General features: G+C 61.4%; 16 protein-coding genes and 2 pseudogenes. 5 read left to right on the top strand and 13 right to left on the bottom strand.

The window, feature by feature from the left end; genetic code table 11:
* Positions 1–23: 23 nt before the first annotated feature.
* Positions 24–986 (bottom strand): LysR family transcriptional regulator, encoded by a 963-nt coding sequence (locus tag AC07UC_RS33760; protein WP_494909474.1) that lies wholly within the window; start codon positions 984–986, stop codon positions 24–26.
* 334 nt (positions 987–1,320) lie between these two features.
* Between AC07UC_RS33760 and AC07UC_RS33755 the strand changes: the two genes are divergently transcribed.
* The 3 genes from AC07UC_RS33755 (at position 1,321) to AC07UC_RS33745 (ending at position 5,140) form a co-directional block, all read left to right on the top strand.
* On the top strand, positions 1,321–2,445 hold the full coding sequence (locus AC07UC_RS33755) for a mandelate racemase/muconate lactonizing enzyme family protein (protein ID WP_494909080.1): 1,125 nt from the start codon (positions 1,321–1,323) through the stop codon (positions 2,443–2,445).
* A 154-nt stretch (positions 2,446–2,599) separates the two neighbouring features.
* On the top strand, positions 2,600–3,379 hold the full coding sequence (locus tag AC07UC_RS33750) for a transporter substrate-binding domain-containing protein (RefSeq protein ID WP_494909079.1): 780 nt from the start codon (positions 2,600–2,602) through the stop codon (positions 3,377–3,379).
* A 222-nt stretch (positions 3,380–3,601) separates the two neighbouring features.
* Positions 3,602–5,140, top strand: coding sequence for a carboxylesterase/lipase family protein (locus AC07UC_RS33745; RefSeq protein WP_494909078.1), 1,539 nt, complete (start codon positions 3,602–3,604; stop codon positions 5,138–5,140).
* Between the two features lie 92 nt (positions 5,141–5,232).
* Here AC07UC_RS33745 and AC07UC_RS33740 read toward each other — a convergent pair.
* A pseudogene (locus AC07UC_RS33740) lies at positions 5,233–5,978 on the bottom strand (metal ABC transporter solute-binding protein, Zn/Mn family); the annotation flags it as partial.
* Between AC07UC_RS33740 and AC07UC_RS33735 the strand changes: the two are divergent.
* Positions 5,964–6,472, top strand: a pseudogene (locus AC07UC_RS33735) (Tn3 family transposase); the annotation flags it as partial. The pseudogenes AC07UC_RS33740 and AC07UC_RS33735 overlap by 15 nt on opposite strands.
* A 20-nt stretch (positions 6,473–6,492) precedes the next feature.
* Here the strand turns inward: AC07UC_RS33735 and AC07UC_RS33730 are convergent.
* Together AC07UC_RS33730 and tkt are read right to left on the bottom strand one after the other, a co-directional pair.
* Positions 6,493–8,076, bottom strand: coding sequence for an FGGY-family carbohydrate kinase (locus AC07UC_RS33730; RefSeq protein ID WP_494909077.1), 1,584 nt, complete (start codon positions 8,074–8,076; stop codon positions 6,493–6,495).
* A complete protein-coding gene (gene tkt, locus AC07UC_RS33725; protein WP_494909076.1) occupies positions 8,073–10,136 on the bottom strand; it encodes a transketolase in 2,064 nt (687 codons plus the stop codon). Before tkt ends, AC07UC_RS33730 begins: the two co-directional genes overlap by 4 nt.
* A 230-nt stretch (positions 10,137–10,366) precedes the next feature.
* Here tkt and AC07UC_RS33720 point away from each other — a divergent pair, with 230 nt between their 5' ends.
* Positions 10,367–11,608 carry an ROK family protein gene (locus AC07UC_RS33720; protein WP_494909075.1) on the top strand — a complete coding sequence of 414 codons (1,242 nt, stop codon included), beginning with the start codon at positions 10,367–10,369 and terminating at the stop codon, positions 11,606–11,608.
* A 76-nt stretch (positions 11,609–11,684) separates the two neighbouring features.
* Here AC07UC_RS33720 and AC07UC_RS33715 read toward each other — a convergent pair whose 3' ends face one another.
* The 9 genes from AC07UC_RS33715 to AC07UC_RS33675 all read right to left on the bottom strand — a co-directional run bounded on the left by AC07UC_RS33715 (position 11,685) and on the right by AC07UC_RS33675 (position 20,828).
* Positions 11,685–12,743: a Gfo/Idh/MocA family protein gene (locus AC07UC_RS33715; protein ID WP_494909074.1), complete on the bottom strand. Its 1,059-nt coding sequence runs from the start codon at positions 12,741–12,743 to the stop codon at positions 11,685–11,687.
* A gap of 54 nt (positions 12,744–12,797) precedes the next feature.
* Complete coding sequence (locus AC07UC_RS33710; RefSeq protein WP_494909073.1) at positions 12,798–13,808, bottom strand: sugar-binding protein; 1,011 nt, start codon at positions 13,806–13,808, stop codon at positions 12,798–12,800.
* A 112-nt stretch (positions 13,809–13,920) separates the two neighbouring features.
* Positions 13,921–14,937 (bottom strand): ABC transporter permease, encoded by a 1,017-nt coding sequence (locus AC07UC_RS33705; RefSeq protein ID WP_494909071.1) that lies wholly within the window; start codon positions 14,935–14,937, stop codon positions 13,921–13,923.
* A gap of 19 nt (positions 14,938–14,956) precedes the next feature.
* Entirely contained in the window at positions 14,957–15,697 is a 741-nt protein-coding gene (locus tag AC07UC_RS33700) for an ATP-binding cassette domain-containing protein (RefSeq protein ID WP_494909070.1), read from the bottom strand.
* Positions 15,694–16,710, bottom strand: coding sequence for an ROK family protein (locus tag AC07UC_RS33695; protein ID WP_494909069.1), 1,017 nt, complete (start codon positions 16,708–16,710; stop codon positions 15,694–15,696). The genes AC07UC_RS33700 and AC07UC_RS33695 overlap by 4 nt, the downstream gene beginning before the upstream one ends.
* The gene (locus AC07UC_RS33690; RefSeq protein WP_494909068.1) at positions 16,707–17,525 is read right to left on the bottom strand and encodes an alpha/beta fold hydrolase; all 819 of its coding nucleotides are present in this window, start codon (positions 17,523–17,525) and stop codon (positions 16,707–16,709) included. Before AC07UC_RS33690 ends, AC07UC_RS33695 begins: the two co-directional genes overlap by 4 nt.
* On the bottom strand, positions 17,522–18,352 hold the full coding sequence (locus AC07UC_RS33685; RefSeq protein WP_494909067.1) for a sugar phosphate isomerase/epimerase family protein: 831 nt from the start codon (positions 18,350–18,352) through the stop codon (positions 17,522–17,524). The genes AC07UC_RS33690 and AC07UC_RS33685 overlap by 4 nt, the downstream gene beginning before the upstream one ends.
* Entirely contained in the window at positions 18,352–19,398 is a 1,047-nt protein-coding gene (locus tag AC07UC_RS33680; RefSeq protein WP_494909473.1) for a Gfo/Idh/MocA family protein, read from the bottom strand. The genes AC07UC_RS33685 and AC07UC_RS33680 overlap by 1 nt, the downstream gene beginning before the upstream one ends.
* 260 nt (positions 19,399–19,658) lie before the next feature.
* Positions 19,659–20,828, bottom strand: coding sequence for an ROK family transcriptional regulator (locus AC07UC_RS33675; RefSeq protein ID WP_494909066.1), 1,170 nt, complete (start codon positions 20,826–20,828; stop codon positions 19,659–19,661).
* Between the last annotated feature and the right edge of the window lie 27 nt (positions 20,829–20,855).

The raw sequence follows: 20,855 nt of genomic DNA, 5'->3' as shown, positions 1-20,855 counted from the left end.
AGAAGCAGCCGGCTTGACAGGAACTAAGTTGGACTTCCCGGAAGGATACCGTCGTCGAAGGAACTCGTGACGTTCGGAAGCCGAAAGGTAGGATCGTCGGAATAATCGATTTCGGCCTGCCGGAATACGAGTTTCTCGAAGGCCTCAACCAACTTGGATCGTGGCTGGAACCGGGGTCTCATAGCCCACAGGGTGAGGTACTGCGCTGGCTCCAACGACCTGAACTCCACGGAATTACTATCGTGTTCGCCGGCGGTCTGGCTATCGATAATGGTAATTCCGATACCACCCTCCACCAATCTTAGGCGAGAAATGGACAACGATGCTTCAGCGCGTTCCGTCGGCTGTACGTTGTCGGCGGCCAAAAACTGCTGAAACTGTTCCCGGGTATGGTCCAGAATGCTGGAGGTGACAAAATCCACTCCCCGAAAATCAGCCGGGCTCAGTCTTTCCTTTCCGCACAAGAGATGATCGAACGGCAGCGCCGCCAAAAGCTCGGTCTCGAGCACCTTTCGGTATTCAACATTCGGGTCGACGATCGCGAGCGTTCCGAGGGCGAAGTCGAGCTGGCGCTGTGACACCAGTTCGATCAACTGTCGAGAGTCCTTGGTTTGGATGCAGGTCGCTACGCCCGGGTGGGCCGCCATATATTGCGCCATGACCTTGGGAAGCCATGTCCCGGAGAGTTGTGGCGTTGCCCCAACGGTCAGCGAACCATGACGTATTTCGCGAAGGTTTCGGGCGCGCAGTTCCAGTCGCTGCAGGCCGATCAGTGATGCCTCGGCTTGTTCAGCCATCAGGCGTCCCTCCTCGGTCGGATAAAGTCGCCCGTTCAACCTCTGAAAAAGCAGAAGCCCAAAATGGTCCTCCAGCCGCTTGAGCATCTTGCTGGCATTTGGCTGGGTCATGTGCATCGCCTTAGCGACATCGGTTATGGAGCCTCGCCTGACCAAACTGCACAGGAATTCCAACTCTCGAAGTCGCATGGCATGCCATTTCTTCATGGATCGATGAAAAATCGCAATTTGTGGAATGATCAATATTGTCTTACGACAACTTATGCAACACGCGAACGGATTGGAGCGTCTCACTCTAAATTCCTGTGTTGGAATTGGGTGGCTCCGAATCGAGGTTCCCATACAATGTAACTCCTCGACTACATGCAGGTATTAACCTTCCACTTTCGACCAATGCCAAAGATGTATTTGCTTTTGATCGCCATACCTACAGATACTCCATAACCGTAGCGGGGTCATAAGAAAAGTGTCTTTATCCATGTGCAATATACGGGTTCGACATAAGCAAGGATGAGTTTCGATAATGTCTGATAATCTGAAGATCGTTGCTGCTGACGTGTGGCAGATCCGCGTGCCCCTGGCGCGCTCCTATCATCTCTCGCCGGTTCTCGGCACAATGACTCATTCCCAGGGGTTTATCGTTCGGCTGACGCTTGAGAACGGCATATGGGGTTGGGGTGAAGGCAATCCGCAATTCGATTTCGACGGCTATACGCAAGAAAGCGCCCATTCGCGGATTATCGGTTGCGCGCGTGAAATGATTGGTTGGAACGTCTCGGATTTTACAGCACGGGACCATGGAACCGAATATCACGGCGCACCTGCGGCGGCTTTGGACATCGCTTGTTTCGATGCATTGGGAAAGGCGCGGAGCGTACCGGTCTGGAAACTCCTCGGCGATCAGATGCGTGAAAGCATCGACGTGCTTTGGCCGACATCAAACGGTTCAGCGTCGGATGACCTCGAGATCATCCGGGCGCGGCACCCTGACGGCTTTCGCACGTATATGATGAAGATGGGCAGCCAACCGATTACGGCGGAAATCGATCGAACCCGGGAGGTGATCAAAGCGCTGCCAGATGGCGTCCGAATAATGGTTGACGCCAATCAAGGCTGGGACCGCGAACAGGCACGGGACTATGTGAGGGGTTGTGGAGATCTACCGATCATATTGGTGGAGCAGCCGCTCCGTTCGGACGACATTGACGGCCTTGGAGAGTTGCGAAAAAATAGCGAACTCCCAATTTCGGTCGATGAATCGGTGTCTACGCTTTCGCAGGCACGGGAGGTGATCGCAAAAGAGGCCGCCGATATCTTTTCGATCAAAGTCTCCAAGAACGGCGGTTTATCCAACAGCAAAAAGATCGCGAACCTTGTCGCCTCGGCGGGCAAGAAAGTTCTCATGAACTCGATGATCGAACTGGGTATCTGTCAGGCTGCGTCACTGCAATTGGCGGTCACACTCAACAACCTTTTGCCCTGTGGGCACGCCTACATGTCGACCTTACGCATGGCCGACGACGTAACCAATTTTTCCGACCGAGTTAAGGGAGGGCGGGTAACAGTGACTGATCTGCCAGGCCTTGGGATCGACGTTTCAATGGACAAGATCAAACAATACCAGTTCGACCATATTCAACTGGGCTGAAGGTCCTTCACGAGAATTCCCTTCCTTCACGCGACCTGAAGGCAAGGAGCCAAGGAAGCAAACAAGTTTCCGCATCGCCAGGCGCCGTGATGACCTGGCCAACGAGTCGCAATCGATCCAGAACGCAACCGCGCATAAAAGAAGGGAACAAAACATGAGAATTGTCGCAACCGCTATGTCATTCTTCCTGGTCTTGGCGATGGGAGCGCCAGTGTCGGCCAGAGCGGAGACGATCCGCTTTGGCATGTCCGCTGAATCCTATCCACCTTTTTCCTATCAGGAAGCCAGTGGGGAATGGCGGGGATGGGAAATCGACCTCATTCACGCCATGTGTGCTGAAATGAAGTCGGACTGCGAAATCACGTCGATCGCGTGGGACGGCATCATACCCGCGTTACAAGCCAAGAAATTCGACGTGACCTGCTCGATGTCGATTACGGATGAACGCAAGAAGGTCATCGATTTCACCGATAAATATTTCTATTCGCCGAATGTTATCATTGGCGCAAAAGCCGATACGCGCAAACTTGACGTGAATAAGCCGGAAACGTTCCAAGGAGTAACGATCGCGGCGCTGCGATCGACGACACATGCAACATATCTGCAGCAAAACTTCCCGGGGATTGTCAATCTGAAGCTTTATGACACGAACGAGGACGAAATTTCGGACCTTCAGGCCGGCAGGGTCGATCTGATGATGGCTGCCGGCGTTCAAATTCAAGATTTTCTGAAAAAGCCTGATGGGCAGGCTTACGAAATAAAAGTCACGCTGCCGCACTTGCCCTTGTTCGGCTATGGCGACGGCGGCGGTGTTCGCAAGGACGACGTCGCTCTCAAGGAGAAACTGAACGCGGCCCTGAAGGCCGTTCACGCGAGTGGAAAGTACGATGAGATAACGAAGAAATACTTCGACTTCGACATCTCCGGCGATTGACCGACCATAGGCACCCGATGCCGGTTTTTTTCGGCATCGGGTCCTTAGACCAGCATGGCGTTCCGAGTCTCGCCGAAGGTAGGTGCTTTCCCCTGCTACCTATCTGGGAATCCTTGACGCGGCCAATGCGACTGTAGTCCGCGTGAACGGTCTTCGGGAAGATCGCGTGGACGATCGTCACACAAGTCGGTATGCGGCGCTGGCGCGAATTTAGGACTAAAGATGGAGAGCATCGTCGAGACAACGAACGGGCGGCTGCGAGGGCGAATCGAGGAAGGCGTCCATGTTTTTCGCGGTATCCGTTACGGCGACACAACGTCGGGCGGCAATCGTTTTCTTTCTCCACAGCCAGTGATGAAATGGCGAGGTGTCCGGGATGCTATCCACTTCGGCGCCTCGGCACCTCAATTTGCTTGCCCGGAAAACACGGATCCCTTCTTCAGTTGGTATTCCGCGATCGAGACGCCAAGCGAGGATTGTCTTTTCCTCAACGTGTTCGCGCCAGCGTTGGGGGGCAAGCGACCGGTTCTGATGTGGATACATGGCGGGGGATGGGTAAGCTATTCGGGGACAGCCCCAGGGTTTAATGGCACCGTCTTGGCGCGCGAACAAGATGTGGTGGTGGTGTCCATCAATCATAGGTTGGGTGTTTTCGGTCATTTGCACCTCGGTACGAATGATGAGCGGTTCGCCGACGCGGGCAATGCTGGCTTGCTGGACATCGTCGCCGCGTTGGAGTGGGTGCGTGGCAACGCGGCGTCCTTTGGGGGCGAGCCAGCCAACGTCACCGTGTTCGGCGAATCCGGCGGCGGCTCCAAAATTGCGGCACTTATGGCGATGCGTCGAGCGAAGGGGCTTTTCCACCGGGCTGTCATCCAAAGCACGGGAAGTGGGGCAAAACTCGCTACCTTCGAGGAGGCTGAAAGGATGACCGCAAAGCTGGCCGGGGCACTTGGTCAGCCAAAACTCGAGCCGAAGATGCTTCAAAGTTTGCCTACGGACGCCATTCTCGAGGCAGCAAAGGTCAGCCAAGGACTATTTCGAGGTACGATCGACGGCCGGTACTTTGACTCGCATCCCTTCGATGGTGTGGCGCCGGCGATCGCAACCGACATACCGTTGATGGTTGGATGCACGATGACGGAGTGCAGCTACTACATGCGAGGAGACAGCAGGAATTTTTCGCTCGCACTATCGGATGTTCAAGACCGCCTCATGCGATTTTTGGAGATTGATCGACAACGGGCGGGGCGCATTGTCGATACCTATGGAGGCATCTATCCCGATGCCGCGCCAAGCCTTCTTCTTCTCGTCATCTGCTCCGACTACATGTTCAAACGGTGCACCTATAAGATAGCGGAGCAGCAATCGAGATCCGCCCGGGTGCCTGTCTATGCCTATCATTTTGAATGGCGGACGCCGATCGAGGGGGGCCGGATGGGCTCACCGCATACCAGCGAGCTTCCGTTCATTTTTGGCACAACCTCTGCTGCGGCGGCTTGCGTTGGACATGGTCGAATTCAGACCGACATGAGCCGGAAGATGATGGCGACCTGGGCCGCGTTCGCGCGCACCGGCAACCCATCAAACCCCACGATTCCGCAATGGGAACCATTCGAATCCAGCGAGAAGCGGATGATGTGCCTTGACAACGAATGCCATGTGAAACGAGATCCCGGCGGTCAGGCGCGAGCCGCTCTTGATGATCTCCAAGACTATAGATACGGACAAAGTGTTTTACCGATGACTTCAGGTCGGTAGATGGTACCGATCGATAAGGCGGCCAGATGCACGACCGAACGCCGGAGTAGCGCGGACGGCATCCGGGCCACTCCGATCACTGGCAACGGCGACTACTGCGCAGCGACGCTTTGCTTGGCCATAGCGTCGGCAAGCTGGTCAACGTTGTAGCGGAACATCTTCTCATAAGTCGGCGCAGGACCGTCTTCTTTCGAAAGAGCTTCGACATAGAGTTCGCCGCCCGCTTGCGCGCCGGTGGCACTGCGATCTGCTGGACCAGGCGCGGGTCGTTGGAGTCTTCGAAGAAGTAGACCTTGATCCCTTGCTGCTTGATCTGCTCGATCAGCTTGGCGACGTCGGCCGCAGATGCCTCGGCCTCGGTCGACACGCCGAGCGGCGAAAGGAAGGAGACACCGTATTCACGGCCGAAATACCCGAACGCGTCATGGCTGGTGAGAACCTTGCGCTTGTCCTGGGGGATCGCATCGATCTTGCCATGGGCGTAGGCATCGAGATCCTTCAGGGTCTTGGTGTAGGTTTCCGCGTTCGCCTTGAAGTGATCGGCGTCTTCGGGGTCGGCGGCTGCTAGCGCTTTTTCGATGTTGCCCACCCAGATTTCGACGTTGAGCGGGCTATTCCAAACGTGCGGATCGGTAATGGTTTGGCCATCTTCATCCATGGTGCGAGTGTTGACACCTTCGGAAGCAACAACAGGGGTGCCGCTGTAGCCCGAGCCGCTGATCAGGCGATCCATCCAGCCTTCCAGCCCTTCGCCACTGACGAAGACGACATCCGCCTCCTTCAGGTTCCTCGCATCGTCGGGCGTCGGTTCGTATTCGTGTGGATCACCACCCGTGCCGTTGTGCCCTCAACGATCTTGAAGAAGCTCTCGGCATCACCGAAGGAAAGCCAACTGGCCAAGCCTCTTCGGGAACTCGGCCGCATCGAGCGATCGCTTTTCATGATCGAATGGTATTCGAGCTCGACATTGCGCCGGCGCTGCCAAGCCGGCCTCAACAAGGGCGAGGCAGCGCACAAACTCAAACGCGTAGCCTTCTTTCATCAGCGGGGCGAAATCCGCGACCGGTCGTTCGAAAGTCAGGCATTCCGCGCATCGGGCCTCAATCTTGTCGTCAGCGCGATCGTCCACTGGAACACTGTCTATCTCGACCGCGCGGTTACAGAGCTCAAACGAGCGGGAAGGAACATCCCAGATACGCTGTTGAAGCATATCTCGCCTCTGAGTTGGGAGCACGTCAACCTGAGGGCATCTACACGTGGGACAGCGAGCAACATCTCCCGGAAGGCTTCAGGTCGCTTCGCCTCCCCGCAGGGCTACGACGTGCCGCATAACGTTCCTGCTCCGTTCGACCTTAGCGTACGATATTGAGCAGTTCTTGTTCCGGCCCCTTGTTCAGATCATGCATGGCGTCGCGCACGGTTTGACTGGTGCCGAGCTCGCGATAATTCTTGTAGAGAGACCGGTAGGCGCCCGCGCTTTCGCGACGCGGGTGGTAGGGCGTGAAGGCACGCGCCCCGAACCGGGTCGTGCCCTCGACGAAGCCGCTGACCAGTTCCGCCGCGACCGCGCCATGAATAGCCGCGCCTACGGCCGTCGCATGGGCAATGCTTGGAACCTCCACGACACGCCCCAGCACGTCGGCCATAATCTGCACCAGAAACGGATTGTTCTGGGCCAGCCCACTGGTCAGGATAACGCGGTTGATGGCGAAGTCACCGGCCTCGAAGAGGTCGACCACGCTGCGGGCGCCGAAGCAAAGCGACTCGATCAGCGCACGGTAAATGCCGGCGCCCGTCGTTTCGGTCGTGAGGCCGAGGAGCAGGCCGCTGAGGCCTGAATCGGCGAGCGGCACGCGGTTGCCGTTCCACCAGTCGAGCGCCACGAGATGATTAGCGCCGGGTTCGAGCCTGGCTGCCTCGCGGTTGTAGACGCGGAAGCTTTCCGCGGCGTCGGGACCACGCGGGAAAGCCTTGACGAACCAGGCGAGCATGTCGCCGAAACCGGCCTGGCCGGCCTCGTAACACCAGAGATCGCGGACCGATCCGTCCTTGGCCACGCCTTCAATGCCAGGCGGCAAGGGACGGAACTGTTCGTTCAAATACAGATAGACAGCCGACGTTCCGAGCGCGCCGACGAGACAACCGGACGACACGGCCCCGACCGCCGGCAGCACCACGTGTGAATCAATGACCGCCACCGCGACAACCGCGCGACCGCTGATCCCAGTACGCACCTGCCACGTCTCCGACAGGCTTCCGCCCGCTACGCCGATACGATGCGGCACCGATAGTTTTTCGGACAGACCGGGCACGATCCCCTCCGGATAGCCCTCGGTCTCAGAATACTGGGCCTTGTAGGCCGCGAACCCCAGGCTGCGCGCCTCGTGGCCGGTCAACTGCCAGACGAGCCAATCGCCGGACTCGATGAATCGGCCAGCCGCGTCCCAGATGTGCGGTGCCTCGTGCGCGATCTGGGCGGCCTTCGGCAGCAGCCACTCCCCGGAAAGCTTGCCACCGAAATTGCGCAGGAAAGCTCCTCCCTTGCGGTTGATCGCGTCCGCATAGGGCTGCGCGGCTCCGTGCTTCCACAGCTTGACATAGGCATGAGGCTCGCCGGGATGAAGTTCCGAGAAGGCCGTACCGTCGGCGGTGGTCGGCATCGGCGAGCTTGCCGAGAAGCCCAATCCGATGGACTCGATGACCCGTCCACGCCCAAGCACGTCCAGGATTTCCTCCGCCGCATCGAGATAGTCGGCGGCGTTCTGCAACGCCCAGGACCGCGGCAAGGGCGTGCCGTCAGGGAGACTGAGCGTCATGACGCCATGGCGATAGGCATGGATGTGGCTGCCGATCAGCTCTCCGGTCGCCGCGTCGAGCAGAACACCACGGGCTGACCCGGTACCGTAGTCCAGTCCGATGACATAGGTGGCTGTCATCGCGCCTGTCGCCTTTCCAGGTCCGGCGACGCGGCGCTACGGTGTTTCTCGAGCGCCCTGAGAACCGCCTTCTCGACGGCCTCGACTGTCAGATGGAAATGCTTCTGAAGGATCTCGGCCGGGGCCGATTCGCCAAACGAGTCGATGCCGACGCATTCGCCTTCGAGGCCCACATGTTTGCGCCAATAGTCAGTGACACCGGCTTCGACGGAGATGCGGGGAACGCCTTGCGGCAGCACCCTGGACTTATAGCCGGCATCCTGCCGGTCGAAGGCCCTGGTGGACGGCATGGACACCACGCGAACCTGAACCCCTTGCCTCGCAAGCCGCTCATGGGCGCTGACGGCGAGCTGTACTTCGGAGCCGGTGGCGATGATGACCGCGTCCAGCCGCCCGTCTTCCCTGCGCAGCACGTAGCCGCCCATGCGCACCGCTTGAACCTGGTCCTGGTCGCGCGGTTGGAACGGAAGATTCTGGCGGCTGAGCGCCAGGCTTGTCGGCGTCGCCACCTGCTCCAGCGCGACCTGCCAGGCAACCGCCGTTTCAACCGTGTCGCATGGCCGCCATACGTCCATGTTTGGCATCAGCCGCAGCGTCGCCAATTGCTCGATGGGCTGATGCGTCGGGCCGTCCGGACCGAGCGCGATGGAATCATGGGTGAAGACATAGATGGCGCCGAGCTTCATCAGCGCCGCCATCCGCAACGCGTTGCGCGCATATTCCGAGAACATCAGGAACGTGCCGCCGAACGGACGAACCCCCCCATGGGCCATCAGGCCGTTCATGATCGCGGCCATTCCGAATTCCCGCACGCCGTAATAGACGTAGTTGCCGCCGCCCGAAGCGGACGTGATCGGTTCGGCGCCCTGCCAAAGGGTGAGGTTCGAGCTGGCGAGATCAGCCGAACCTCCCATCAGTTCGGGAAGGAAGCCGGAGAAGGCCTGAATGGCGTTCTGGCTGGCCTTGCGGGTCGCCAGCGTCTCGGCCCTCTCGACGGTCTGCGCGACGAATGCATCCGCCTTGGCGGCGAAGGCGGCGGGAAGAGCGTGCACGGCTCGCCGCTCGAATTCCGCTGCCTCATCGGGGTAGGTCTTGCGGTATGCCTCGAAGCGGTGGCTCCACTCGGCTTCCAGCGCGGCCCCCCCGGCCGAGGCGTTCCATGTCTGTCGAATTTCTTCTGGAACCTCGAACGGTGCATGCGGCCAATCGAGTGCGAGCCGAGTCCGGCCGATCTCGTCTGCGCCCAGCGGAGAGCCATGGCAATCATGGCTTCCCGCCTTCGTCGGCGCGCCCTTGCCGATCGTGGTCTTGCAGCAGATCAGCGTCGGCCGGGCCGCTTGCGCCTTTGCCGCGGCAATCGCCCGGTCGACCGCTTCGACATCATGCCCATCCACATCGGCGATGACCTGCCAGCCATAGGCTTCAAACCGCTTCGGCGTGTCGTCCGAAAACCAGCCACCGACATGGCCATCGATGGAAATGCCGTTGTCGTCGTAAAGGACGATCAGCCTGCCCAGGCCGAGCGTTCCGGCAAGCGAGCACGCCTCGTGCGATATGCCTTCCATCAGGCAGCCGTCCCCTGCCAGCACAAAGGTATGGTGGTCGACAATGTCGTGGCCGGGCCGGTTGAATGTGGCAGCCAGGGTCTTTTCGGCGATGGCCATTCCGACGGCATTCGCCAGGCCTTGCCCGAGCGGCCCGGTCGTTATTTCAACGCCCGGCGTATAGCCATATTCCGGATGGCCTGGCGTCTTGCTGCCAAGCTGCCGGAACTGCCGCAAATCCTCGATCGAGACGTCGTAGCCCGAGAGATGCAGCACGCTGTAGAGCAGCATTGAGCCATGGCCATTGCTCAGCACGACGCGGTCGCGATTGACCCAGCCGGGGTTGGATGGGCTGTGGCGAAGGTGCCGGTGCCAGAGCGCCACCGCGATCTCGGCCATTCCCATCGGCATGCCGGGATGCCCGGACTTGGCCTTCTCGACTGCATCCATTGACAGCGCGCGAATGGCATTTGCCAGGAGGTCCGGGCGGACCAGGTCATTTTGCGCTGCCAACATGTGAGATTCCGTCGATCGAGTGACGGAGAAAACATCCGAAGAGCCGCAGGCTGGCCTACGGCAAGGATCGTCGTTTCCTCCCAAGTCATGCCAGATTAGTCGTGTAAATATCTATAAGTCAACGTATTATTGCATAATTTTTGACAAAACATGCGCGACTTTATGGCGGGACATGCCTTTATCTTCCGAGGGTTTGTGGCTAAATCTCGGGACAAACAGGGAAGCGCGTAATGGCCAGGACAAATGGTACGACGGAGCATCCGGCCCTTGCCAACAGCGGCGAAATTCTCTCGCTGATTGCCACGGGCGCCGCCACGTCCCGGTCGGCCTTGCTTGACGCGTCGGGGCTGTCGCGCGTGACGGTCACCCAGCGGCTGAATGCACTCATCGACTCAGGGTTGATTCGCGAGACGGCGCGGACGATGCCGAGCGGCGGACGGCCGACGCGCGTTCTCGGTGTCAATGAACGGGCGGGCTTCCTGCTGGTCGCCAACATTGGCGAAACCTACATCCATCTTGCCGCCATGGATCTCGAACCGGCGATCGTTTCCCAGAGCACGATACCGTTCAACGCGGCCGACGGACCGGCGGCCACTCTCGACCGGATTGCCGATGGGTTCGACATCCTCGCGGCCAAGGCCCGGGCCAGTCATGGCTCCCTCTTCAGCGTCAGCCTCAGCATGCCCACGCCGGTCGATTTCAAGCGCGGCCGCGTGGTCGGTCCTTCGGTCCTTCACGGGTGGGACGAATTCGACATCATCGGCTGGCTGCGCCGTCGCTTCGATGCGCCGATCTATGTCGAGAACGACGTGAACCTGATGACGATCCACGAACATCGCCAGAATTTCCCGCATGTTGACGACATGTTCTTCATCAAGGCGGGAACGGGTATCGGCAGCGGCATTGTCGCCGGCGGCAGGATCTTTCGCGGTGCCCAGGGGGCGGCAGGCGACATCGGCCATATCCAGTTCAACTCCGAGAACGCGCCACTGTGCCGTTGTGGCAAGCTCGGTTGTGTCGAAGCCCGGGCCGGCGGATGGGCGATTGCCCGGGATCTGTCGAGCAAGGGCTTCAAGGCCGAGAACGCCCGTGACGTGATATCACTGGTCGAAATGCAGAAGCCGGAAGCGCTGATGCTGCTGCGCAGCGCCGGGCGCGTGATCGGCGAAGTCGCCTCCGATGTCGTCAGCATACTCAACCCGAACCTGATCGTGGTGGGCGGCACGCTCGCCAAGGGCGGGGAGTTTCTGCTGTCGGGTATCCGCGAACTTGTCTACCAGCGGTGTCTGCCTCTCGCCACGCGCGAATTGCAGATCGTACTTGCCAACCCACAGAAGGACAGTGCGCTTTTTGGCGCCGCTCATTTGGCGCTCGAGGATATCTTCAGCCTCGGCAAGGTCGAGGACCTGATCGACCGGCTGACCATCGACCGGGCCCATAAACCTTCGCAAAGCGCTGCGATTCCCGGATGAGGCCGGCTTGGCCACGAGACGTTGTGGGACTCTTTTTTCGTGTGAATTCCATCAGGCTCGGCAGGACAGAAGCGGGCTAACCGACCCGGCGATCATAGATGTCCGAGATGATCCGCGCCACGCGAAGGGCGCCGTTGCCATCGGGTTTGGGACCAGCCGCCAGGATGCAGTCGATGAACGCCGACACGCAGGATCGCCAGGCCGGCTCCAGATCCGCATGGTCTGCCTTGATCGAGACGGGATTCGAAGACAGATCCGCGTCGATGGCATGCATTGGTGTCGCTTCGCCATAGTGCTCAGGCCAATAGTCCATTCCACCGGCATCGCCGACCACACGCACCCTGTTCTCGTCGGGACCGGCATAGGCCCACGCCAGCTCGCAGCTGACTTGGACGCCGCTTTCCGTTTCGAATGAGACCGTCGCCCTGTCCTCGACATCGAACTGCAGGGCCGGCTCGGTGACAGGCCGATGAGGGCTCCAGTCGCCGAGCCCGACGCCCCGCGCCCCTTGGCTGTTCCACAGCGTGGCGCGGATGTTCCTGCCCTCGCCGCAGCCGGCGAACCAGAGAGCGAGGTCGATCACGTGCGGTCCGAGATCGACAAGCACGCCGCCACCTGACAGCGCCTTCTGCGTGAACCAGGTCCCAAAGCCGGGAATGCCGGAGCGGCGCAGCATCCGGATGTCGATCGAGCGCACGGCGCCAAGCGAACCACTGTCGATCACCCGCTTGATCTCGATCATCGATGGACGGTGGCGTTGTGGAAGGTTGACGGCGAAGGCGACATTGGCGGTCGCCGCGTCCGCAACCATCCGGCGCGCGTCGTCGATGGTGGTTGCCAGCGGCTTTTCCATCAGCAGGTGCAGGCCGGCGCGGGTCGCCGATGCGGCCGCACCGGCGTGAAGAAAATTGGGCAGCGCGACAATCGCGGCATCCAGTCCGGGAAGCCGCAGCGCTTCATCCACGCTCGTGGCGACATGGGCGACACCGAATGCCTGCGCCAGCTCGCGCGTACGTGCCGGATCGCGGCTGTAAAGCACGCGGATCTCGGCACGATCGTCGCTCAGCAGCGACGGCAGATGAGCACGGCTGACGATCGTGCCGGTGCCCAGGACGGCAAATTTCAGCCTGGCCATTTCAGTCCTCGCAAGGCGTCGGCGGGAAGCGAACACTTCCCGCCGGTTGTTTCTTCAGTTCTTTCCGCAGGTATCGGCCATGTCGGGCGTGCACAGCACGAAGCCCGTGTCGATGTAGGGCGGAACGGTCTTGCCCTGCTTGAGGTCATGCAGCGCCACGATGGCCTTGTATCCCATCTGGTACGGGCTCTGCCCAACCTGATAGTGGCTCAGCCCATCCTTGAGCAGCGGCATTTGCGGCGCGAAGGCATCACCGAAGGAAATCACCAGCTCCTTGGCGTCAACGCGCGCCTTGACCCGTTCGACCGCCTTGCGGTAGGCGGCCGGTGCATACTGCGCCCATCCGCCAACGGCGATGAAGGCATCGAGCTGCGGATTGGCGACGAGGACATCGTTGAGCTGCTGTGCCGAAAGCGCGATGTTGTCATTGTTGTAGATCGGGCAACCGGCAACCTCGGTCCAGCCGTTCTGGCCGTCGAGATGCTTTACCGGCTTGTCTTTCGCGACCTTGGCCAGCGTGTCGCGCACACCTTGCACGCGCAGATCGAGATTCAGGGAACCCGCCGTTCCGGTCTGGATGCAGACGGTCCCGCCCTTTGGCTTGTACTCGAGAACTTTCTTGGCCAGTTCGACACCGAAATTGTAATTGTCGGTGCCGATGAAGGTCGAACGGAGTCCAGCGTCTTCCGGAAGCAGGTCACCGTCGAAAGTGACGACGGGAATACCGGCCGCCTTGGCCTTTTGCAGCAGGCGCGCCGTCGATTTCGGATTGGTGGCCGACACCGCGATGCCATCGACGCCACGCGTCAGCACGTCGTTGATCACCTGGATCTGCTTGGCCTCGTCCACTTCGGACGGACCGATATAGTAGCACTCGACGCCAAGGTCCTTGGCGGCTTTCTCGCAACCTTCCTTGATCGGCGCGCTGAACACGTCGTTGACGGTCTTGACGATCACCGCATAGGTTTCGGCCGAGGCCGGTGCGACGAAGGTGCCGCAAGCGACCGCGGCCGCAAAGGCGGTGCCGGCGATGCGTGACGCCGACGCTCTGAAATTCCATGTCATTGCTTTTCTCCTCCTGGATGGATGTGACTTCTCGATTTCTGCAACCCTCCTCACGCTCGGTCCTGTGTCTGGGCGTTCACCTCCTTCGTTTGATGGATCCGCTGGATTGGGTTCAGGCGCGCGCCGAGCGGAAACGCTCAAGCAGCACGGCAAAGAGGATAAACAGGCCAACGAACGTGCCCTGCCAGAACGGATTGACGCCGACGAGCAGCAGCGCATTGCGGATGACTTCGATCAGCACCGAGCCGATCACCGCCCCAAAGGCCGAGCCGAAACCGCCGAGCAGGTTGGCGCCGCCGATCACCGTCGCGGCGATGACCTGAAGTTCCTGCCCCTGGCCGAGCGCATTGGTGGCCGCGCCCAGCCAGCCCACCAGGAAGATCGCCGTGACGCCGGTCATGGCGCCGAGCAGGACGTAGACCGAGACCTTGATGACATCGACCGGGATGCCGCTCAGTCGCGCGGCATTCTGGTTGCCGCCGATGGCGCGCACATAGCGGCCCCAGCGGGTCATCGTGAGCAGGAACTGCATTGCGGCCGCGGACACGATCACCGCCCACAGCACGTTCGGCGCGCCGAGCGTGGAGCCACTGCCCACGGCAAGCAGCGTGTCCTGCGCCGCCCCGAAATCGTAGACGACCTGGTTGTTGGTCACGACAAGGGTCTGCGACCGCACCAGGCTCATCATGCCGAGCGTGACAATGAAGGGCGGAAGCTTCAGGTAGGCAACGAAAAGGCCGTTTATCAGCCCGACGCCCGCGCCGACGAGGATGACCAGCACGGCCACCACCGGAAAGGGCAGGCCGGCGCTGCACAAGAGCCCCAGCACCACGCCCGTCAGGCCGAGCGTCGATCCCACGGAGATGTCGATGCCGCCGGTCATGATGACAGGCGTCATGCCGATCGCCATCAGGGCGGTGAAGCAGAAATTCTGCAGCATGTTCGCCATGTTCGTGGACGACAGGAAACGCGGCGCGACCAGCCCCGCTGCCGTTCCGATGACCAGGACGGCGATCACGATCCAGAACTCCTGGCTGCGCAGCACGTCCGAAATCCAGGTCCGTTCGCTCAGCCGGAAAACGCTGTCGAGATCGGCGGCGTTGTCGCTTGTTTCGCTCTGATTTCTCATTTGAGTGTCCTCCGCGCCCTCAGGCATTGGCCTTGGCGCCCACGATCAATGCGGTGATTTCCTCAGGCGAGGTCTTGCCGACGGGTTTGTCGGCGACAATCCGGCCGCGGCGCAGCACGGCAATCCGGTCGCAGACGGCAAAGACATCCGGCATGCGGTGGGAAATCAGGATGACGGCGACCCCGCTCTCCTTCAGCCGCTTCACCAGCGCCAGGACTTCCGCCACCTGCCGGACGGAGATGGCGGCGGTCGGCTCGTCCATCAGCACGATCTTGGCCTGTGCGAGGCGGGTGCGGGCGATGGCCACCGCCTGGCGCTGGCCTCCCGACATCCGCAGCACGAGATCGCGCGGCCGCGTCTCGGATTTCAGGTCCCGGAACAGTTCGGCCGAGCGTTGCCGCATGGCGACATGATCGAGGACCTTGAACGGACCGAGCGAGCGCATGACCTCGCGGCCCAGGAAAACATTGGCCGCCGCGGTCAGATTGTCGCAAAGGGCAAGGTCCTGGTAGACGACCTCGATGCCGGCGCGGCGCGCCTCGATCGGCTTTGAAAAGCTGACGCGCGCGCCGTCGAGCAACATCTCGCCGGAGGATGGCGGGAAATTGCCGGCGATCATCTTCACCACCGTCGACTTGCCCGCGCCATTGTCGCCCATCAGCCCGACGATCTCGCCCGGCGCTATCGTCAACGACACGTCGTCCACCGCATGGATCGCCCCGAAATGGCGCGAGACGTTCTTCAGCTCCAAAAGGCTCATGGCTTCCTCTCTTGCGCGGCGGCGACTGCGATCTGGCGTTGGTCCGCGACCAGGCGACCCGGCTGCGCGCCATCCAGGACGGCTTCGCTGTTGTTGTCCCGCAGATGCTCCCGGGCGACCTGCAACGCTCCATGCAGAACAGCCCGCCAGCCGAGCTCGGCCCAGCGCAGGTCCATGGGCCGGCCGGTTTCGGCAAATGGCGCGTTGGCAGCGACCAGTTCCCCCAAGCGCTGCCTTGGAAAGGCTTTGATCGCGCAGACGCCACCGCCAAGAATGATCGTGCCCGGCGAGAACAGGGCGACCGCCGTGCCGATCGCCAGCGCCTGGTCCTCGATGAACTGGTCGATGTCCCGCTCGAGGTCAGGAGCCCGTGGCGTGATGGAGAAAATCTCAGCGATCGGCACGCCGTGACGATCGGCGATCAGCTGCAGGGCGCGGCCGGACACGTAGGTTTCGAGGCAATCCGTGCGCAGCCCTTCCAGCTTGCGCCCCTCGCCCTTGAACGGCATATGGCCGATCTCGAGCGCCCAGCCGGAACCGCGGAACGGATGCCCGTCCTCCAGGTAGGCGGCGCCCACGCCGGTGCCGAAGTAGATGCCCAGGACGCTTTCCGCGCCCTGCCCCGCACCGGCCAGTGTTTCGCCGCTCAGCGCGAGAACGGAGTCGCGCTCCAGCACAACCGGCATGCCGAGCAGCGCGCCCAGTTCGCTTGCCAGATAGTGCCCGTTGAGCTGAAGGACATTGCCGGCGAAGAGCACGCGGTCGCTGTCGGTATCGATAAATCCCGGGACGGTCGAAACCAGCATATCTGGCTTCATCCCGGTGTCGGCAAGAACGTCTTCCACGATCTTTGCAAAGCTGCCGACCGGATCGGGATTGCGAAGCAGGGAGGTTGGGAAAAGCCGCTCATATTCCAGGGGAACGCCGTCGATGACGAAGCCGCATTTCAGGCTCGTCCCCCCGACATCAATCACCAGGACCGATTTGTAGGAAAAGTCGGCGGTGACGTTCATTTCGCATCTCCCGTCGCGGGGAGAAAACGTGACAGGGCGCCCCGGAACTCGGCGACATAGGCGTCGCGGTCGACGCTCTTGGAGGTGATCTGCTGCAATTGGGCACCGGATATCAGGCGGCTGAGCTGTTGCGCGTAGGCCATGGGGTGCACGTAGTCCTCGCCATTGCCGATGATCAGCGTCGGCACCTCAAGCCTTTCCAGCGCTGCGCGCGCAACGCCGGGACCGTCATTGGGAATTCTGGAAAGCAGGGCGACCGTGGTTTCCGGGCGAGGCCGCGAGAAGAAGCCTACAAGCGAGTTGGCGTTGTCAGGCGAAGCAGCCAGAAGCGCCTGGAACACGGGGGTTTCGCGGAAACGGCGAAGGCCCTCATCTGGACCGAACCGGTCCAGAAAGAGCGCGGCTGCCGGATAGGACATCTGGGTTTCCGGCGCGGGTTGGTCGACCCATGCCGGCCGTGCCAGCACCAGACGCGAAACCCGCCTCGGGTGAAGCGCGGAGAGACGAAGCGAGATTGCCGCCCCCAGGGATATTCCGCCCACGGCGGCCCGTGGCAGCTTCAGATGATCGAGCAGCGCCAGGGCGTCGTCGGCGAACTGCGCGATGGAGAGCCTGTCCGCATCGCCGAGTTCGGACGCGCCGTGGCCCCGGCATTCCAGGGTAATCCTGCACAGACCGGCCTCGTGCGGAAACACCTCGGCCGGTTGCGCGCGCGTCGCGCCGAGCCCATGCTGCCAGAGCACTGGCTCACCCTCGCCGGAGGTCTCGTAGGAGAGACGGCAGCCATCGGCGGTCAGGATCGTGCCGGCACTCACGACACACCTCCGACGAGCGCGTTGAGCGCCCTGGCCGACCGTGCGCTGTCCTCGTGGTTGAAACCATGGCCAATCAAGGCGCCGTTATAGCCGGCGGCGCGCAGCAGCCGCACGAACTCCGGCAGGTCGACGGCGCCGGCGCCGGTCGCCACCACGGTTCCGGCTGCATCCATGTCCTTGGCATGCGCCAGCAGGATATCGGCGCCAAGCAGATCGATTGCCTCGACCATGACGGCGCGCTGGTGCGGCAGTGTTGTCGGTGACAGCAGATTGGCCGCGTCGAGAATGATGCCGAGGCGGCTGCTTCCGACCTGGTCGAGAAGCTTGCGCGCGGCCCTGGCGTCGCCGACCACGTTTCCAGGCTCGGGTTCGATGGCGAGAGCCAGCCCCGCATCGTCGGCCAGATGCAACGCGAAATCGAGCTCCCGCCGGAAATCCGACCACGCGGCCGGCGAGCGATTGTCGGGGTGGCAGGCCCACATGTCGTCGCGATTGCGCGATCCGGTGCACAGCGAGACGATCGGGGTGCCCATGCGGGTGGCGGCGGTGATCACATTGGCGAAGCGCGGACGCGCCGCCAGCCGAACCGCCTCGTCGGGATGCGCCATGTTGTAGGTGCCGGAAAGGGCCGCCACGGCAAGGTGCCCTTCGGCAGCGAGCGTTCCGACGGCCTCGGCGGCGCCGTCCGGCAGCGTGTCGGGAAGGCTGGCGAGGCCAATGCTGGAGAGGTTGAACTGGACACCCTCATAGCCATCCGCCCGAACCGCATCGAACACGTCGACGGCCGTCCTGAACGGATAGGTGCGGGCAAAGACGGCGGGATACATCAGACGGCCCCGCCGGCATCCGAAAGCAGAACCGGCTTACCTGTCCTGGCCGACTGCGCGATCGCCACCATGGCGCGCACCGAAGCGACGCCGTCGTCGATCGAGGCGCCGTTCATCGCAATGCCTTTCAGCACCACGTCGGCAAAACCCTCGATCTGACGGCGATAGAAATGACCGTCGGCGCCGAGCACCCGGCGAGAAGCGCCCTCACTCTCGCGGAAGATGTCGACCTCGCTCGAACGGTAATACCAGGGATTGAAAATCTTGCCGATCGCGCTGCCGTTCTGGCCGTAGAGCTGGAAGCCTTCATGCCAATCCATCCGCACCGCGATGGTCAGGTCCAGATGCCCGAGCGTTCCGTTTTCGAATTCGGTATCGACGAACCAGCAATGGGCGCCGAAGCGCTCAGACAGCCTGGTCTGCACGGCCTTTATCGGACCGGCCAGGTAGCGCGCGAGATCGACCAGGTGGCTGCCATGCGCGAGCATGTAGTAGCGCCGCTTGTCGGCCTTCTGGTCGCCAGCCGGCTTTATCGCCCTGGATCCGGTGCGCGCCAGCGGCTGAAGCGCGTCGGTAACGGTGTAGCGGTGGGTAGAATCGCAATACCAAGCCTTCAAGGCCAGCAGTTCGCCCATCTCGGCGTCGATGAACTCGCGCGTCGCCTGGATGCCGGGATCGAAACGCAACATGTGCCCGATCTGAAGCACCAGTCCGCTACGCTCGACATGGCCTTTCAGCTCCTCCACCTCCTCGACCGAAAGGCCGATCGGTTTTTCGCAGAACACGTGTTTGCCGGCCGACAGCGCCCTGATCGCCACCGAGACATGGAAGGCATCGGATGTCGCGATGATGACGGCGTCGACTTGCGGGTCGCGGAGCATCTCGTCGTAGTCGCCGTAGATGCACTGCGCGTCGTAGAAATTGCCGAACCGCTGAGCCAATTCGGCATCCGCGTCGCAAACCGCCCTGAGCGTGACGTTGCGCCCCTTCTGGACCGATTCCAGATGCGCGAATTGCGAGATGGGACCACATCCCAAAATGCCCATGCGCAGGCATTTTGCTTCCTTGGCAATCGGCACGCTCTTTCCTCCCGGGTATGTTTTTGTATTTGTTTATGACAAAAACATATTGAACGTCAAGCGAGATTTGCCGAAACCTTCTGCTGCAGGCAATGGCCTCGATCCGCCGGTGCGATGGGGTCGTGGTCGTGCCTTCGGCGGCGCTTTGCGCCTGTTCACGGGAGGTGATCAGGTGGCGTGCCGATTGAGTCGGCCACTATTCGTCGCGGCCCACCGAGACGATGACATCAGGACGGATGTCCGGTATCGGAGCCGTCGAGATCAGGCATGGCAAACATCGTCTCCCGAATGGTCGCGGCCGCCCCGATCGCCGCCCCATCGGCGCCGAAGCGCGTGACAAGCACCTGGGGCAGCACGAAGCCGGGCAACAGCCTTGCCTGCAGCCTGCCCCTCACCTGCTCGGCGACATGGGGATAAAGCGCCGACAGGGGTCCGCCGAGCACGATGCGTCCCGGGTCAAGCAGGTGGATCGCATTGGCCAGCCCGGCCGAAAGCGCTTCCGCCCAGAAGTCGAGCACATCGGCGACTTCCGGCCTGCCTGCCCGGGCAAGCAGCATGGCGACACCTTCCGCGATGACTTGATCGGGTCTGAAGAAACCGGAGAAGGATTTCGACCCGGCAAGCATCTCGAACGTGTCGGTGCGCCCTCGCGCCGTTACGATCGTATGCCCAATTTCACCGGAATAGCCATGCGCCCCCGCGATCACGCGGCCATCATCGACAATCGCGCCGCCGATGCCTTCCGACATCAGCACCAGCAGAAGGTTCTCGGCCTTGTTACCCTCGGAGACGGAACGCTCGGCGCTGGCAAAGGCAAAGGCATCGTTGCAGACCATCACCGTCCACTCGGACGGATAGCGCGCCATCAGCTTTTCGCGAAAAGGATGGTTGCGCCATTCAAGAAAGGGTGCGTTGACGACGCTGCCGTCCCGGGCCACCAGGCCGGGAATTGAAACGCAGATCCCTTCGATCTTTTCGCGATCGATGGCGACGTCCTTCACCAGTTGCTGCGTCGTCGCCAGCAATCGTTCGAACATATATTCGGGATCGCGGAAGTTTGGTCCGGTCGGCTCCACGAGACGGATGACGACATTCATCTGAAGATCGAGCAAGACACCTGTCAGTGACCGCGTGCCGATATCGACGCCGATGAAATAGGCACCGGAGGGATTGAGCGCGACCGCCACGCCAGGACGCCCCTTGCGGGCCTCGACCACGGTATCGGACCTCTCGATCACCAGGCCCGCGTCCAGCAGCACGAGTATGGCGTTGCCGATGGTCGCACGGGTCAGGCCCAGTTCCCGGGCGATGTCGGCACGAGAAAGTCCGCGCCCGCTGTCGAGCAGGCGCAGACAGCGTCGCGCATTGATGTGGCGCAATAATCTGGTGGTGCTCAAAGTTGACTTGCCTGTTGCGAAGCCGCC

This window comes from Mesorhizobium sp. GW821-FHT04C10, from assembly GCF_059420305.1.
Note: the sequence above shows the minus strand (reverse complement) of the source record. Positions and strands in the feature narration are given on the sequence as shown.

Excerpts from the sequence above, each read along its gene's own strand:
- AC07UC_RS33760 (WP_494909474.1), bottom strand. The coding sequence starts at position 986 with ATGCGACTTCGAGAGTTGGAATTCCTGTGCAGTTTGGTCAGGCGAGGC.
- AC07UC_RS33755 (WP_494909080.1), top strand. The coding sequence starts at position 1,321 with ATGTCTGATAATCTGAAGATCGTTGCTGCTGACGTGTGGCAGATCCGC.
- AC07UC_RS33750 (WP_494909079.1), top strand. The coding sequence starts at position 2,600 with ATGAGAATTGTCGCAACCGCTATGTCATTCTTCCTGGTCTTGGCGATG.
- AC07UC_RS33745 (WP_494909078.1), top strand. The coding sequence starts at position 3,602 with ATGGAGAGCATCGTCGAGACAACGAACGGGCGGCTGCGAGGGCGAATC.
- AC07UC_RS33730 (WP_494909077.1), bottom strand. The coding sequence starts at position 8,076 with ATGACAGCCACCTATGTCATCGGACTGGACTACGGTACCGGGTCAGCC.
- tkt (WP_494909076.1), bottom strand. The coding sequence starts at position 10,136 with ATGTTGGCAGCGCAAAATGACCTGGTCCGCCCGGACCTCCTGGCAAAT.
- AC07UC_RS33720 (WP_494909075.1), top strand. The coding sequence starts at position 10,367 with ATGGCCAGGACAAATGGTACGACGGAGCATCCGGCCCTTGCCAACAGC.
- AC07UC_RS33715 (WP_494909074.1), bottom strand. The coding sequence starts at position 12,743 with ATGGCCAGGCTGAAATTTGCCGTCCTGGGCACCGGCACGATCGTCAGC.
- AC07UC_RS33710 (WP_494909073.1), bottom strand. The coding sequence starts at position 13,808 with ATGACATGGAATTTCAGAGCGTCGGCGTCACGCATCGCCGGCACCGCC.
- AC07UC_RS33705 (WP_494909071.1), bottom strand. The coding sequence starts at position 14,937 with ATGAGAAATCAGAGCGAAACAAGCGACAACGCCGCCGATCTCGACAGC.
- AC07UC_RS33700 (WP_494909070.1), bottom strand. The coding sequence starts at position 15,697 with ATGAGCCTTTTGGAGCTGAAGAACGTCTCGCGCCATTTCGGGGCGATC.
- AC07UC_RS33695 (WP_494909069.1), bottom strand. The coding sequence starts at position 16,710 with ATGAACGTCACCGCCGACTTTTCCTACAAATCGGTCCTGGTGATTGAT.
- AC07UC_RS33685 (WP_494909067.1), bottom strand. The coding sequence starts at position 18,352 with ATGTATCCCGCCGTCTTTGCCCGCACCTATCCGTTCAGGACGGCCGTC.
- AC07UC_RS33680 (WP_494909473.1), bottom strand. The coding sequence starts at position 19,398 with ATGGGCATTTTGGGATGTGGTCCCATCTCGCAATTCGCGCATCTGGAA.